At 69.5% G+C, this 14,398-nt stretch carries 12 protein-coding genes; 2 read left to right on the top strand and 10 right to left on the bottom strand.

What is annotated here, in order from left to right:
* Positions 1-20: 20 nt before the first annotated feature.
* From B1759_RS15710 to B1759_RS15725, 4 genes are all read right to left on the bottom strand, one after another.
* Positions 21-3,416, bottom strand: coding sequence for a UvrD-helicase domain-containing protein (locus tag B1759_RS15710; protein ID WP_143537432.1), 3,396 nt, complete (start codon positions 3,414-3,416; stop codon positions 21-23).
* Positions 3,417-3,446: 30 nt separating this feature from the next.
* On the bottom strand, positions 3,447-4,166 hold the full coding sequence (locus tag B1759_RS15715) for a hypothetical protein (protein WP_095516035.1): 720 nt from the start codon (positions 4,164-4,166) through the stop codon (positions 3,447-3,449).
* Positions 4,163-5,032 carry a sigma-70 family RNA polymerase sigma factor gene (locus tag B1759_RS15720; protein ID WP_095516036.1) on the bottom strand — a complete coding sequence of 290 codons (870 nt, stop codon included), beginning with the start codon at positions 5,030-5,032 and terminating at the stop codon, positions 4,163-4,165. Before B1759_RS15720 ends, B1759_RS15715 begins: the two co-directional genes overlap by 4 nt.
* Before the next feature lie 120 nt (positions 5,033-5,152).
* Complete coding sequence (locus B1759_RS15725; protein WP_095516037.1) at positions 5,153-5,953, bottom strand: type IIL restriction-modification enzyme MmeI; 801 nt, start codon at positions 5,951-5,953, stop codon at positions 5,153-5,155.
* A gap of 127 nt (positions 5,954-6,080) precedes the next feature.
* Here B1759_RS15725 and B1759_RS15730 point away from each other — a divergent pair, with 127 nt between their 5' ends.
* Positions 6,081-6,566, top strand: coding sequence for a hypothetical protein (locus tag B1759_RS15730; RefSeq protein WP_095516038.1), 486 nt, complete (start codon positions 6,081-6,083; stop codon positions 6,564-6,566).
* 88 nt (positions 6,567-6,654) lie between these two features.
* Positions 6,655-7,110: a hypothetical protein gene (locus B1759_RS15735; protein WP_095516039.1), complete on the top strand. Its 456-nt coding sequence runs from the start codon at positions 6,655-6,657 to the stop codon at positions 7,108-7,110.
* A gap of 29 nt (positions 7,111-7,139) precedes the next feature.
* Here B1759_RS15735 and B1759_RS15740 read toward each other — a convergent pair whose 3' ends face one another.
* The 6 genes from B1759_RS15740 to B1759_RS15765 all read right to left on the bottom strand — a co-directional run bounded on the left by B1759_RS15740 (position 7,140) and on the right by B1759_RS15765 (position 14,366).
* The gene (locus tag B1759_RS15740) at positions 7,140-7,439 is read right to left on the bottom strand and encodes a hypothetical protein (RefSeq protein ID WP_095516040.1); all 300 of its coding nucleotides are present in this window, start codon (positions 7,437-7,439) and stop codon (positions 7,140-7,142) included.
* Positions 7,440-7,581: 142 nt separating this feature from the next.
* Positions 7,582-9,366: a group II intron reverse transcriptase/maturase gene (gene ltrA, locus B1759_RS15745; protein WP_095516041.1), complete on the bottom strand. Its 1,785-nt coding sequence runs from the start codon at positions 9,364-9,366 to the stop codon at positions 7,582-7,584.
* Between the two features lie 644 nt (positions 9,367-10,010).
* On the bottom strand, positions 10,011-10,781 hold the full coding sequence (locus B1759_RS15750; RefSeq protein WP_198948950.1) for a JAB domain-containing protein: 771 nt from the start codon (positions 10,779-10,781) through the stop codon (positions 10,011-10,013).
* A 182-nt stretch (positions 10,782-10,963) separates the two neighbouring features.
* Positions 10,964-11,650, bottom strand: coding sequence for a hypothetical protein (locus tag B1759_RS15755; RefSeq protein WP_143537433.1), 687 nt, complete (start codon positions 11,648-11,650; stop codon positions 10,964-10,966).
* A gap of 436 nt (positions 11,651-12,086) precedes the next feature.
* A complete protein-coding gene (locus B1759_RS15760) occupies positions 12,087-13,253 on the bottom strand; it encodes a hypothetical protein (RefSeq protein ID WP_143537434.1) in 1,167 nt (388 codons plus the stop codon).
* Positions 13,254-13,358: 105 nt separating this feature from the next.
* Positions 13,359-14,366 (bottom strand): DUF6166 domain-containing protein, encoded by a 1,008-nt coding sequence (locus B1759_RS15765; protein ID WP_095516044.1) that lies wholly within the window; start codon positions 14,364-14,366, stop codon positions 13,359-13,361.
* Between the last annotated feature and the right edge of the window lie 32 nt (positions 14,367-14,398).

The raw sequence follows: 14,398 nt of genomic DNA on the forward strand, positions 1-14,398 counted from the left end.
AAAAAACCGGGCCGCGCGCGCTACTTCGGACAGATGAAGTAGAACGGGCAGCGCGGGCACTCGCGAGGGCTGGGCTCTGCGTGGAAGTCGCCGTCGAGGATGCCCTCGATGGCCTTGGCGTACTTCTCGATCCGTCCGTTCCGCTTCCGGTCGGTCATCTCCATCGGCGTCCGCTCTCCGGTCTCTAGTTGGATCGCCTTAATGGCGTAGTCCCCGTCGGCCACGGTCGCAGCCTGATGCAGAAGGGCGTAGACGGGCTTGTCCGGTTCCGACTTGCTGAGCCGCCCGGTCTTCCATTTCTGGACGACCGTCTGCCCTCCGACTGTCGAGACCACATCGGGCCTCACCGTCACGGTCCCATTTCGCAGGTCCACCGTCCACTCAGGGCGAATCTCACCGTCATCGGCAGCAAAGGCGGCCGCGGCGATCCGCCCGGCCTCAGCTCGGAGGCGGACAGCGTAGGGGCTCTTGCCGAGGCGGTCGTGAGACCATGCCTCATCGAGTATGGTGGCGATGGCCTCCGGCGTGGGCATTCGCCCCTCGGTCTGCTCGTCAAGGATGTATCGTACTGCGCGCCGGGTCGCCCGGTGGAAATCGAAGTACGCGCTCCCCTCCCCTCTCCCATCGAGCCGCAGGACGTGCGAATAGGCGTACTGCCGCGGACACGTGAGGTAGGTGTCGAGCTCTGACCTGGAGAACGGGTCGTCGGGGTCGCGCACCGGCGGAGCGATAGCCGACGCTGCCGGCGGGTCCAGGGGCGGTTCGTCCGTCCACCGAGCCGGAGCATCGGGGAGAGATGCTGGGACGAGTCCCAGGAGCGTGGAAGGGTCTCGGTTTGTGTTGATATAGCGCTCTGCACGCGAGAGGCAGAGCGCGTCCCGGGCACGAGAGGCCGCGACGAAGAACAAGCACTCCTCCTCGTCGTCGTGGAGGTCCCTCAGCGCCGCCCCGACTAGGCCGTCCGGCGGCGGGCACGTGGGCGTCCGGAACGTGTTGGGGAAGTACGTCTTGGCCAGGGCGGGGACGTGGACAACGTCGAACTCGAGCCCCTTGCTGGCGTGGACGGTCATGAGCCGGACGGCGTTGATGTCGTCGGCCCACTCGGGCACCTGTCGGACCTGACGGTCTTGGTTCTGGAGGCTGAGGCGACGGACGTAGTCGAGGAACGCCCGGCGGGAGTAGCCGGGCGCGGCCCCCTCACGGTCGCGGTGACCGAGCGCGAGTGCGAGGAGTTGATAGACGGCGAGCCGCCGCTGCTGCGTTTCGACCTCAGATCCACCCTCCAGCCGGCGGACGTACTCGCTCTGCTCGAAGAGGTAGTGCGAGAGGAGGTCCCAGACGGGCACGTTGGGATGGATGCCCGCCACGTGACTCGAGAGGGCGTCGAGGCCCCAGACTCCTGCGTCCGTCAACCCGTCGACGCCAGATGCCCTTGGCAGCGCTTGGAGGGGGGAGCGTCCGTGCTCCTCGGCCCAGGCCAGCACGCGATCGACGTCGGCACGAGGAACGTCGTATTCAGGAAAGGACGCCACGCGGACGAGGCCGCCCCACCCACCCCCGCTCACGAGGCTCACGAGCGAGAGGAGGTCTCGGACCTCGCCCCGCTCGAACACGTTGCCGAGGTAGAGCATGGGCACACCCTCCTTCTCCAGGACGCGCGCGTAGCGCTCCAAGAGCGTGTGGGTCCGGCAGAGCACGGCCTGGCTCTTCCACTGCGGCTCGCCGTCAGCGCCAGTGCTCGCGCGGTCGCGGACGGCCCGAGCGAGCCCGAGCCCCTCGGCCTCTAGGGTCGTCGCGACGCTGAGCGACACCTCCCCCGGCGCATCGTCGCGGTTAACGTCCCACGGCTCGAACGCCTCTGGTGGGGCCGCGCACATCGATGTAGCGATTTCGGACACGGCGTCGACGATGGCCGGTCGAGACCGATAGTTGCACGAGAGACGCTCGACGCGGAGCGAGGGATAGTCCTCGCGGAGCCGGTCGAAGTTGGCCGCCGACGCCCCCCGCCAGCGGTAGATGGACTGGCGGGGGTCCCCGACGATCCAGAGGCCCCGGCCCGCGCCCGCGACCGCTTTCAGCAAGCGTCCCGACGCGCGGTTGACGTCTTGGAACTCGTCGACGAGGACGTGAGCGAAGTCGGACTCAACGCGCTCCCGGACCCCCTCGTCCGACTCCAAGAGGAGGACGGACCGGTAGACGAGGTCGCCGAGGTCAATGGCCCCCGCGTCGTGGAGCAGACCTTGGTAGGCCGCGTACGCGCGCGCGACGGCCTGGGCCTTCTCGGCCGCCTCGGTCTCCTTATCGGTCGTCGCTGACGCCCGCATCGCGTTGGCTAGCTCGGCGTACCGCTCAGGACCTACGACCTCGTCCTTCGCCCGCGAGATCGCCGATAGGATGTCCGGGAGGTTGCGGCCGGGGTCCGACAGTGCCTCGTAGGGACCGAGGTCGATCTCGCCCAAGGCCCCTTCGAGCAGGACGGAGGCGTCAACGGGGTCGAGGACCCTCGGCCGGAGGGGGAGCCCGGCCTCCTCGTTGTACTTGTGGAGGAGCTCGAGCCCGAAGGCGTGGAAGGTCCCCATCCATACCTTGTGGGCGTCGTCGCCGAGCGCGACCGATACCCGCCCGCGCATCTCGTCGGCCGCGCGGTTGGAGAAGGTGAGCACGAGAACGCGCTCCGGGTCGACGCCGGACGAGACGAGGTGGGCGACCCGGCCGGTGAGCGTGCGGGTCTTCCCCGTGCCGGGTCCCGCGACCACCAGGACGGGACCGGCGGCCTTCGCGGCACGCTCCTGGCTCGTGTCGAGGGAGAGGGTCTCGACCCCGTCCCCCCTCGCCTCGGGCGTGCGATCGGAGTCAGGCGCCGTGCCGATCGACTCAGCGACCAGCACGGCCCGTCCGAGCTGGTGGAACACGAGCGACCGGCTGACACCGACGCGAGAGGCGATGGCCGCGGCGGAGAGTCCGGCGTTGTGCCACTGGCGAAGCCGGTCGGTAGGGAGGAGGAACTCGCGAGCGAAGACGTTGGCCTCGCGCTCGGCCCGTTCGCGGGGGCTGTACCCCTCGACGCGGGCGACGCCTCCGACGGCCCCCTGGTCCTCGGACGCTTGCTCGTCGATCTCGCTGGCGAGGCAGGCGTACCCGCCTGTCTCCAACCAGACGTGAGCGAACTCATGGGCCTGGACGAACCGCTGCTGTTCGGGCGGCGCGTCCGCGTTGTACCAGATCACCTTCCGGTCCACGTCGAGCTTCCCCTCACCCTTCTCCAACAGAGGATTGTCCGCCTCGACCCCGCGAGAGCGGTGCTCCGTGTGCATCTCCGCGGCCTCAAGGAGAGAGTCGGCCGTGTAGTCGTCGGTGCCTACGAGCTCCCGGTGGCGGGCTCGTGCGAGGCGTCGGATATCGCTCCAAGCGTTCACGTGATTCGAGACGGGATGAGAGGAGGGCGTTCAGCAGGCCTCGTCGAGGATGCGGAGCCAGGCTGCCTTGGCTTCGTCTGTCATGTCTCGGGCGTCTTCAATTCCTTGCCGGAACGGCTTTGTGACGGCCTCGGGCTTGTGGTCGCGAGACGACGATTGCCCCGCAGCGATCATCGGGGGCTGGGTGATGCTCTGCCGGACGGCCGGGAGAGGGGGAATCGGGTCGGGGTTGAAGGTCCGGATGTGGTCGAGGATCGCGCGCGCGGTGCAGTCCTTCTCCTCGACCGAGTCGAATGTCCAGCACCCCTTAGAGAGGTTGAGAATGAAGGAGTAGCCCAGGCCAGATTGGTCCTGAAAGTCGAACGTGTCGATGCCGAGCCGGATCAACATGTCCTCAAACCGTTCGGCCGGGGAGCCAGGGGCGCCACCGGCCGAGGATGCGAGTTGGGGAACGGCGGGGCTGGGCGGAGCACCGGACTCCGCGCTAGGGACAGGGTCTGTGGTTGTGTTCTGCTGGAGGAGGCTCCGCACGGCGTTGAGGGAGGCTTCAACATCTGATTCCTCCCCGTCGGTGTCGCCCAACTCCGCATGCTCCATCGCGCTCCACTGGACGGTGAAGTCAGCGAGCGCGTCGCGGTACTCGGGGAATCGACGAGCGTAGTCGTTCAGGGCCTCGTAGCTAGGACCCTCAGCGGCGTACTGCTCCAGCACGTCGTCGAGCGACGGGCGAGCGTGGTTCTGTGTGGTCATGACTGCTTTAGGATGTCTCGGAGCTTCTTCTCGGCCTTGCGAAGCCAGCTCGAGATGGTTCGTGGTGACTTGCCAAAATGGGAGCTCAGAGTGACGGCTTCTGCGTCATTGGCCTCAATCTGCCACTCATCGAAGTAGTGGAGTCGCAGAACATCCCGGTACGGGGTTGGGTGGTTGGGGAGATCGCGCACTGCCGCCCGGAGGAGATCGTCGTCGTGCTCCTGCGTGAGGGCCTCCCATGGCGTGACCGACTCCCAACCACCGAGCGGGGTCGCCATCTCAGCGGGAGCGTCGTCGTCCGCAGGCTCCCCGTTCATGGTCGAGACATCAACCGACTGGCGCTCGCGATCCCGTTTATCCCCGGCAACGCGGGTGACGTCGGCCGTCCGGTACCGGAGGAACTTCCAGAACCGGGATTGCGCGAAGTCGCTCTTGTCGCTCTCCAGGTCGAGGATTCCGCCCTCTCGACGGTCTTCTCCTCGGACCTTGCTGCCCCCAAATACGCGAAAGAGAACCTCCTGGACCATCTCGGTCACCCGCTCCTCGTCGTCCTCGTAGCGGAACCCGACCTCGCGCATCCACTTCTTGATGGTGCCATCGGTTCGCTTTACGAGCACGTCGCATAGCTGCCCCTCAATGAAGGAGTCCCCTCGGAGCTTGTAGTAGCGGATCAGGAAGACAAGAGCCTCCTCTCCGACAAACAGGGCGTGATCCTTGTCCCGGACCCTCGCTCGCTTGACGAGAGTGTCTCGCGAGATGGAAAGGGCCGCCTGGATGTGGGCCTCGGTCTCTGCGGTACGCTCGTACCCGTTCCGGGTGAGTTGGGGGAGGACGTGGACGGGGGGATCAGTAGTAACGATGGTCATCGAAGGAGGAATCAGACGGGGTCGTGGGCTAGATCATGGGACCGGGTAGAGTGAGGGTGCGTGGGTCTCCAGTCGTGAGCACGGATGCGAACCGGAAGCGAGTCGGCGAAAAAAGTTTGACTATGCGGCGTAGCCCGTGTCCGCCCATCGAGCTTGGCCGAGGGTGGCGAGGGTGTCGAGGAGGTCGGCGACGGCGGCGCGGGGGGCGCGCTTGAAGCGCTGGGAGACGGCCTCGACGGTCATGGGGCGGTCGGCCTCGCGCGTGACGGCGGCCTGGCGGCGGGCGGGGTCGAGCGCCTCGGGGTCGGTCCAGGCGAGGCGGAGCCGCTCGCGGATCTCGGGGCGGCTGAGGTCATCCAGGGTGACGCGGTAGGTCCGGTTGTCGGGGAACGGGACGTAGCGCTGGGGGTGGCCGAAGTTGGCGTAGAGGTCGAGGCAGTGGCCGACGTCGCAGGCGATGACGAGCGGCGGGACGGGCTCGCCCACGCCGTCGAGGTCGAGGTTGCGGGCGTAGCGCTCGGCCTGGCGCTTGGCGGCGGCGAGGGTCCGGTCCCAGGCGGGCGTGCCGCGCTTGCCGTGGCCCGCCGAGCGCGACTTGCCCTTCCCTTTGGCGCGCGCGGCGTTCTCGGCGTCGACGCCCTGCTTGGTCTCCAGGACGAAGCAGCCGCGCTTGTAGAGGTCGATGCGGCCGGTCCCGGCGTCGGCGGCGTCTTGGAAGTCGACGGGCCGCTCGAACACGTAGCCGTCGCGGGCGGGGTCCTTGGTGGCGGGCTCGGGGCCAGACACGGCGAGGAGCGCCGCCAGCTCGATGAGGAACGGCTGGGCGTTGGCGAGCTCGGCGGCCTGGGCGGGCCGCCAGCGCTCGATGAACGCGTCGAGCGCGTCGGGGTCGATGTCGTCGGGACCGTCTTGTACTTGCATTGCGGCTTGGGATGGACCGTCAAGCTACCGGCGGAGCCCCCGACGACCCCGGCGGACCCGGTGCGTGTAGGGCTTAAGCGCCGAGCGATGACGGCCGAACCTAACCGACCAATCGCCCCTCATTCTCATGCGCCTCTCCCTCGCCCTCCTCACTCTCGCACTGGCGACCTCCGGCTGCGCTGGCCTCGCCGAAGCCCTCGACGAGGCGTTCCCGACCTACATCGCCGCCGACGTCGAGGCCGTCACGCTCCTCTCGCTCCCGCCGTCGAAGCCCGGCGGCGGGGCCTGGGACCTCAGCGGGGCCGCCGACCCGTTCGTCGTGATCCGGGCCGAGGACGGCGCGGTGCTCTACACGGGGCAGGTGGTCGAGAACGCTGTGCCGAGCCGGTACCCGCTCCCGTGGGCCGTCACCGGCGTCCGGGTCGGGACCGACGACGTCGTCTGGTTCGAGGTCTACGACGACGACGTGGCCGAGGACGACGTGGTCGCGCGGTACCGCGTCCGGCTCTCCGACGTGGGCGGGCTGGCGAAGCCGGCGACGTTCCCGCTCCTCGGACCCGGCGGCCAGCCGATGGCCGAGGTCCGCGTCCGGTGGATCGAGGCCGCGGGCTGAGCCGACCGACACGCGCGGGTCGAGAGGGTATGACAGAGGGGCGGCGTGCACGCCGACGACGTTTGGACTCCCTCAGCTCCGCGAGCCCATGTCCCAAGAAACCGTCGACCGAGAAGCGTCCCAGGCCCGAGTCTCGGCCGCCGAGGCCGACGCTCCACAGAACGTCGAGGAGATCCTGGCCCTCCTGCCCGACCTTTCGGCCGAGGTCGTTCGTCAGGACGTGGCCTCCGGTCGGCTCTATGGCGTCCGGTCCCAGGAGCACGACCGGCTCGTCGGGCTCATCCGGGCGCTCCGGACCCGGCTCCGCGCGGCGGAGACGTCGGCGCTCCACGCGCTCATGGCCGCGGGGTGCGACGCCTCGGCCGCGCTCCGCTGGCTCCGGTCCGACGACGGCGGCGAGCCGCGCTACCAGCGGGCCGACGCCGACATGGTCCACATCCCGATCCTGAACGACCTCGACCAGTTGTCCGGTCTCGAGTGGCCCCCTCGGTCCCGCAAGAAGCCCGCGGCTGGCGCGGCCCCCGACGGCGACGGCGCCACCTGACCCGGACGGGGTCAGGTGGCACACCGGCCTCAGTACTCGGAGGGCAGGAGCACCGTCGTCGCCGAGCGGTCGGCCTCGGTGATGATCCAGAGCCGACCGCCCGGAGTGTCGTAGGCCGAGAGGACACGGGTCCCGTTCTGGAGGGCCAGATCGTTGGCCCGGGCGTCGTGCTCGGAGACCGTGCCCCAGTCGCCGCTGGCGTGGCGGTGGACGAGGGCGAGCACGTCGAGTCCGTGGGCGCGAACAACGTCGAGGGCACCCGGCGTCGCGACGACGTGGCCGAGCGGGAGGCGGACGGCGCGAGAGGGATCGGTGTGGGCGATGGGCATGACAGCGAGGGCTGGTGCGAGAGGGGTCCCCCGGAGCGGGGGCGTTCGCCCCCCGACGCCCCGCACTGGGGGACCCCGTCCGCGCTCGCGTGCGCTACATCAGCCCCCGCTCCGCCAGACTCGTGTGCCCATGGTCCGTTAGTCACGGTCGGTGGGGAGGTCGCCCTCCCCACCGCCGATTCAGAACCGGGCGTGCGACTTTCACCGCACCCGGCTCCTCGACCCGACGGCCCTTGTCATGGGCACCGCTCGTGGCGTGTTCGGCGTCGTGGCAGTGCCCATGCATCAGGGCCAGGTTGCCCGTGCGGTTGTTCCGCCGGTCCCTGTCCCTGTGGTGGACCTCCACGGCGTCGCCGTCCTGGAAGTAGAGTCCGCAGTACTCGCAGCGTCCGCCTTGCCGCCTGCGCAGCGCCAGCGCCCGGGACCGCCCGGCGTAGCCCTTCTGGAAGCGAAGGGACCAATACGGCCAGTCTCCGTCGAACGGGCTCTTGCTCCCTCTCACCTTCGCGTGACGCACGATGGGCGTCAGGCCGTGGTGAGTGAGCGTGTCCTGTTCTCCTCGGAAGGTGTAGCCGTCCCAATACCTCCCCATCAGCGCCCGTTTGGCCGCTTTGGGGTGCTTCCGGTAGCTCCACCGGCGGAGCTTGTGGGCGAGCTGGTGCTCGACCCTGGCGAACGTGGCCTTCGAGCTGACGTGCCGGTAGTACGCGGTCCACCCCCGGACGACGGGGTTGAGCCGACGCACCACCGCGTCCGCGTCGAGGTGCCACGACCGCTTGAGGATCTGCCCAAGCTGATCAAGGTGCCGCTTCTGCGCTCCCTTGCTCGGCGTGATCGCGGTCTCAAAGGGGAGGGTCCGGCCGTGATTGTCTCTCGCGGCCCTGTGCCTTCCGACGTAGTGCTGCCGGAACGAGAACCCGAGAAAGTCAAAGCCAGCCCGCGCTCCGTCCTCCCCATCGAGGGTCGCCCCATCGGGGGGCGCCCCGTCGAGGGTGTGGACGACGCGGGTTTTCTCCTCGTTGAGACGTAGACCTGCCTTCGCAAGCCACGCGACGACCGCCCCCCGGATCTCCTCCATCGTCTCCCGGTCCTGGTGCAGGATCACGAAGTCGTCGGCGTATCGGATCACGGCCGCCTTCTTGCGGTCCGTGTCGAAGCGCGTTCGGATCTCGGTCTCCAGCCCGTGCAGGGCGACGTTGGAGAGAAGGGGCGAGATGACCCCGCCCTGTGGGGTGCCCGATGCCGTGGGGCTCCACCGGCCGTCGCGTACGACGCCGGACTTGAGCCACTCCCGGATCAGCCGCTCGTACGCCGGGATGGTCCCCAGCTTGCGAACGAGGTAGTCGTGGTCGATGTGGTCGAAGCAACCGCTGATGTCCGCGTCCAAGACGTACTTCGCCTTCGACGTGATGGAGTTGGCGATCGCGTCTACCGCATCGTGAGCGCTCCGTCCTGGTCGGAACCCGTAGCTGTTCGGCTCGAACTTGGCCTCCCACTCGGGTTCCAGCCCCAGTTTCACCAGGGCTTGCAGGGCTCGGTCTCGCATGGTCGGGATTCCGAGCGGTCTCTCCGATCCGTTGGCCTTCGGGATGTACACCCGTCGGGCCGGATCGGCCTTCCACTCGGGATGACCCAGGGACTCCGCGAGGGCGAGGCGCTTGCGTGGGGGGACGTTCTTGACGCCGTCCACCCCGGCCGTGCGCCGGCCTCGGTTGTCCTGAGTCACCTTCCTGACCGCGAGGAGCCTCGCGTTCCAGGACCGCAGCATCAAACGCTGCAAGTTGCGAACCTGCGTCCAGTCGCCACGATCTGCGGCTCGGTAGATACGCACCTGCAACCGGAACACGCCGCGCTGGACTCGCGCCCAGTCGGTGTCGCTCCAACCTTCCGTATGTCGCTCTTCGGGCTGTCGCCGTTCGGGCTCCATCGTTTTAAGTGTCTAAAGTTGCATGGTGTGCCTCTGCCTTCCGTCTGATCGTGCTCACGTCAGCCTATCCCCGGCGTTACCCGGGGCGTTCGCTTCTTGAGCAATCCTGGTCCCTGCGGCCATGCGGCTGGCTGCCTGCTCCGGGCGTCCCGGAGAGCGCCGCAGGGGTTTCCTCGTTCCGTGCAACCGCTTCGCGCCGTCTGTAGGGTGATGCTTTACGCCGGGGACCACTACGAGTAGAAGGTCGGGCACCATCGATGGCCCTCCCCTTTCGCGAGCGCTAATCCACACGCCCACCCGAGTCCCTCGTCCTTTTGGACGCAGCCCCGCGTGCCGCACACGGATGTGCGAGCACGCGATTCCAGATTTGGCTGCTCGACCATTACGACGCTTCAGACGCACCTTCGCTTTCGCTACCCATGAACGGCCTGCTTGCCGCGTCCCAACGCTGGTTCGCTGGTGATCGGCGTTCGGTCCCGCTTCGCACGGGCGCTTGCCACACGCCCGCACGGGGACCGTGCTTTCCCCGGTCTACCTCCGGGGGCGGGAGTCGAACCCGCTCGGTTGCACAGTTGTCAAAGAACTCCAGGCCGAAGCCTGGTTCTTCGCATCGCGTCCCCCTGTGTCCCTTGCAGGGCACAGGTTTAGCGATAACGAGTCGCACGGATGAGGTGGTCGTGGACCGGGATGCCCATGACCTTGCCCGCCTCGACGAGCTGGCGCGTCACGGCCACGTCTTCCCGGCTCGGCTCCGGGTTGCCCGACGGGTGGTTGTGCGCCAACAGCACGGCAGCGGCGTTCGCGAGCACGGCCGCCTTGAATACCTGCCTCGGCTCGACGATCGACGCCGCCAGCCCGCCGACGGAGGCCACGTGGAGCCCGGTCAGCGTGTTCGCCGTATCCAGAAAAGCGACGACGAACTCCTCGCGGTCGCGGTCCGAGAAGTACTCCGCGAGCACGACGGCCGCGTCGGCGGGCGAGCGGACCTGGTCGCGCGTCGGGAACGAGAACGTCCGCTCGCGGACGAGCCGGGTCGTGTAGAGTGGGACGCCGGAGAACAATGCGTCGCGATAAGCACCGTGGACGGTGCCCCCGACGTGCACCTCGGGCTGGCGGAGCACGCCAGCGGGCTCTCGGACGACGGATTGAGGGTCGGTCACCGACGGCTCAGCCACCGAGCTGTAGAGCACGGTTCGGCGTGCGAACCACGGCGCGTCGGACTCCAGGCGGCGGAGCCGCCCGCGCACGGCGAGCCGCCGGGCGTGGTACCGCTCGCGGCGGTCGAGCGAGGGCTGGGGGACGACGGGCTCGCCGTCGTAGCGGTCGCCGCCCTCGGGCATCTTGGCCTCGATGTCGCGGAGCACACGGAGGTTGAGCGACGTGAGGCGCGAGGCCTCGGGGTTCTGGGTTGCCATGAGTTCTCAGGTGCGGATGTCCCATCCGCCATTCGCTCCGCACAGACACACGTCGACCCTGGTGGGAGCGCCCCCGTCGGCCGACGCGCTCTCGCGGTCGGCGGGGGCGCCTCTCCCCTTCTCCGTTGCGGCAAAAAAGAAGCCCGGCGACCGCGTGGGTCGCCGGGCTGAGGGTCTCTGGGCTACTCGTCATCCCAGTCGGTCTCGCCGTAGGCGTCGGTACCGTAGAGGAACTCGCCGTAGCCCGTCCCCGGCGCCACCGTGTCCCGGTAGCTCGCCCGGTAGGCGTACGGGCTCTCGTCGGCCACCGCGTGGGCCTCCGCCCAAGCCTTCCGGTCGTCGGCCCAGTCGAGCCACGCCGCAGCCGCCTCGTGCGCCCGGCTGATCGCGACGTGGACTTCCGTGCCCTCGCCGCCGGTCACGTGGTACCGGAGGACCGGGCCGGTCCCGTATGCGTCGGTCTCCAGCCGGATCAGAGGGGCCACCCACAGGGCGTCCTCCGGCGGGAGCTTGCCGAGCAGGTGCTTCTCCGTGTGCGTGCCCGTCCGGTCGGCGACTTCGAGGAACAGGTGGACCTCGTCGGCCGATGCGTCGTCGGGATCGACTTGGGCGATCCGGGCGACGAGCTCCGGGTACGTGTCTCCCGCAGCCGCCCGAGCGGCGAGCCGTGCGAGCCCGACGGCCTCGCAGTCCTGGAGGCGCGACGGAAGGATGAGCGACCGGCTTCGGATCCCGAAGCTGGCTCTCAGGGCGTCCTCCTTCATGAGGTGCGGGTGGAACTGGGGGCACGACGTGCGACGGAGCCAGCAGGCAAACCGGTACCACGTGCGGGCCTGAGCGTAGTGCGGACGGGAATAGATGCGGGGCATGACAAGACCTCGAAAGAGGGGCTCGTGACAACCGCCGTACCCGGGGACCCGAGTGGTCCCCGCTAGCCAGCGGCCACAAAGCCAGCAGGCGTAAGGCCGGACTACGGGGTCAACAGGGCTGCTTGCAGCCCGGGTGGAGCGCCCCCGCGCAGAGCGACCGTCGGGAAACCGTCCCTGGGTTTCCTGTCGCAGCGCGAGCACGGGGCGAACGACCTTGACGCTGTCCGTCCGTCGCCTAGATTGCTAGAAACCGCTGCCAACACCCCGCCCCCGCCTGCCGACTCGCCCGCTGCGAGTCGGCAGGGAAACCCGGCGGGGCCGGGAGGCCCCGGCCTTGTGCGGCGCGAAGCGCACGCGCCTCGGCGTCGTCGACCCGCGCCGCCGGCGGCCCACGCTCCGGCGCAGGAGTGGCGGCGCGGAATCCGCTCTCCGGTCGCTACGTGCTCTGGGTGCAGCGGTCCTCGTAGAACTCGTGGTAGCAGAACGCCGCGATCCGCCGGAGGTCGGCGTCGCGGAACGCGTTCCAGGCGTCGGGCGAGAGCCCGGACCCGGCGGCGCTCAGGGCCGCGCCCGCCTGGAAGTCTTTGAACAGCCGGGCCGCGATGTGGAGATCGGGGTCCCTCTGGTACGCCTCAGCAAACCGACCCCGCATCCAGTCGTGGAGGTCATCCACCTGCCGTGCGCTTAGCCGCTGGGCCGCGTCGAGGCAGGCGTGGTGCCGAACCACGCGCCGGGTGTGCTCCAGCATCTCCGCCTTCCGCATCGACGAATAGAACCGGTCCCCGAACTGCGCCCAGAGCCCGACGCCGAAGCGGTCGACGACGGCCGCGAGCTTCGCCTTCGTGAGGCCGGGCAGCAGGGTCCAGACGGCGTCCAGGCGGACGCCTGGGAGATCGCAGCCTGGTGTCTCGGCCGCAGCGCTCTCGATAGAAGCCTCTGGCGTGACCTCCGGCTCGTCGTCTCGTAGGGCAGAGCCCACGCTCATTGCGACCGCCTCCTCCGGTGTGGCGAGGCCGTCTCCCGAAACAGCGGTAGCGGTGTCGGCGCTCGGGTCGTCGTCCAGCAGCCCGATCTCGGCCACCAAGCGGCGGGCCTCGGCCCAGATGTGCCGGTGGGAGATCCCGCGCTTCGAGAGCACGCGCCGCTGGCGCTCGCCGTAGCCCGCCGCCGACGAGTCGACCTGACGGTCGCAGAGCGCGATGAAGTCGCCTTTGGTGCGGAGCCGGTGGAAACGGCCGGGGCACCGGTGGGCCTCGTGGAGCTGGCGGAAGGCCTCGAAGATGCGCCACTGGCGCGCGAGGCCCCGGAGGCGTTTGGTCGCGCGAGCCGGGATGCGCGCGTCGTCCGGTTTCTCGCGGAGCCGGTCGGTGAGCGACTCCGCCGCCTCGCGCGCCTCGGCGGCCCACGCCGCGAGGCGCTCGGCCGTAGCTGCGTTTCGGCCCGTGACTCGCTCAGGGAACGGGTCGTCAGGAAGCACCGGCGCCCGGAACGACAGGGCGACGTCGGCCAGGAGTCGGCGATTCGCCTCCGCGCGCTGTTCAGGCGTGGGACGCGAGACCTCGGGCCGTGCAGTGGGAGCTGCCTCTGTTTGGAGAGTGGACATGGGAATAGGGTTGGTGGTCATCGCGACGCCCGACCGAGTGCCGGGGCCGCTCCTCGCCACTGCGAGCGGCCACCGACACGTCGCGCGCCGTATGCGTCGCAGCCGTCAGAGAGCGTGGCACCCCGCCCGCTCGACCCACCGCCGGACGTCGGCGGCACGGAGCACCCCGCCCGCCTCGGGGACCGAGGCCACGACCTCGTGCTTGAAGCGTTGGTAGAGCGCGTTCGCCGTCGGCTCGTCGGTGAGCGCGAGGAGCACGCTCCGCGCGAGGTCGGCCGGGCCAGACCCGCCGTAGCCCCACTCGATGCCCGTTGGGCTATGTCGGGCCGCGTGAGGGATCGAGGCGTGGGCCTCGCCCTCCAGCGTCCGCCAGAGGACCACGTCCTCGGGGTCCCCCGTCAGCGCCTCGTACTCAGGCCGTGCCGAGATCCAGATCGGGTCTCGGGAAACGCCGATGGGCCGGGTCTCGCCGGGGACCACGAGCCGAAGCGCACTGGAGCCCGGAGCGCCTTCGGAGGGCGCAGGGTGCTGGGCGCCGTCGCCGCCGTTCTCGCCGAGCCCGCCAGAGAGTCGGCGCAGGGCCTCCCCCACTCCCCCGAACGCCACGTTGCACCCGAGACGGTAGCGACGATTGTTCGGGTTGCCCGTCACGCGGGAGAGGTGGACCGTGAGCCCGAACGGGAGGAGCGGCCGGACCCACCCGAGGTGCTTGGACTGGACGAGCCCGAGCGGCGCCCCGTCGCGGCTCGCCAGCAGGCCGTCGCCCGTCGCGTCGAGGTCGAGCACGGCCCACTGAGCCGTGGAATCGTCCGCGAGAGCGCGGAGCCTCGGCTGGTGCCGCGAGGTGCCGACGAGCTTCGAGGGCACGGCGAGGCTCGCCGCCCGCCGCTGAACGCTGAACGCGCAGGCGCCGAAGGCCTTGGCCGTGAGCGTGTCCGGCCGCATCCGGGTCCGCTCGGTCGCGAGCGCGAGCCAGCGCTCGGCCTCGCGCGCGATCCGCTGCGCGTGGACGTCGGCCGCCGGGATGTGCGTCCCGGCAGACGTCCAGATGTTCGCGGGAGTAGGGGTGTCGCCCGATGGGCTCGGACGATGGGCGAGTGCATGAGTCGTCATGGTGATCGGGGCCTCCCCCGGTCTTGGGTGAT

The organism is Rubrivirga sp. SAORIC476 (assembly GCF_002283555.1).
Classification (GTDB): domain Bacteria; phylum Bacteroidota; class Rhodothermia; order Rhodothermales; family Rubricoccaceae; genus Rubrivirga.